Annotated in this window: 1 pseudogene; it reads left to right on the top strand. The window is 75.1% G+C overall.

Annotated elements, in window-relative coordinates:
• Positions 1-398: pseudogene (locus tag LPA54_RS36825) on the top strand (ATPase); the annotation flags it as partial.
• Positions 399-497: the final 99 nt, after the last annotated feature.

Genomic DNA, 497 nt, shown 5'->3' with positions numbered 1-497 from the left:
AGGAGATGCCGGTCCAGGAGACCGCGGACGGCATCGCGGAGCTGCGCGCGGCCCGGCTGCCGGTGGGGCGGGTCATCGTGAACATGGTGCGGCCGCAGGTGCTGGACGCCGCCGACCTGGAACTCGTCGGAAGCGTCCCCCGTTCCGCCGTCGCCCGCTCGCTGTCCTCCACCGGGCTCGGCGGCGCGCGGCGCGGCGGACACGCGGAGCGGCTGGTGGAGCCGCTGCTCGCGCAGGCGGAGGAGTACGCCGAGCGGTACGCGCTGGAGACCGAGCAGCGTGCCGTGCTGGCGGAGCTGGGCGTGCCGCTGCACGAACTCCCGCTGATGGCCGAGGGAATGGACCTGGCCGGGCTGTACGCGCTGGCGCGGAATCTGCGCGGACAGGGCGTGTCATGACCGGCCGGGTCCCTTCCTCCGGCGGCCACCCGCGCCGCCGCCACCGTCACCGCCGTACCGGTCCCGTCACGAGTCCGACCCACCGGAAGCACCGGAAGC

This window comes from Streptomyces sp. DH12 (assembly GCF_020873895.1).
Classification (GTDB): Bacteria; Actinomycetota; Actinomycetes; order Streptomycetales; family Streptomycetaceae; genus Streptomyces.
The sequence above is the reverse complement of the archived record's forward strand: the minus strand, read 5'-3'. Positions and strand labels throughout refer to the sequence as shown.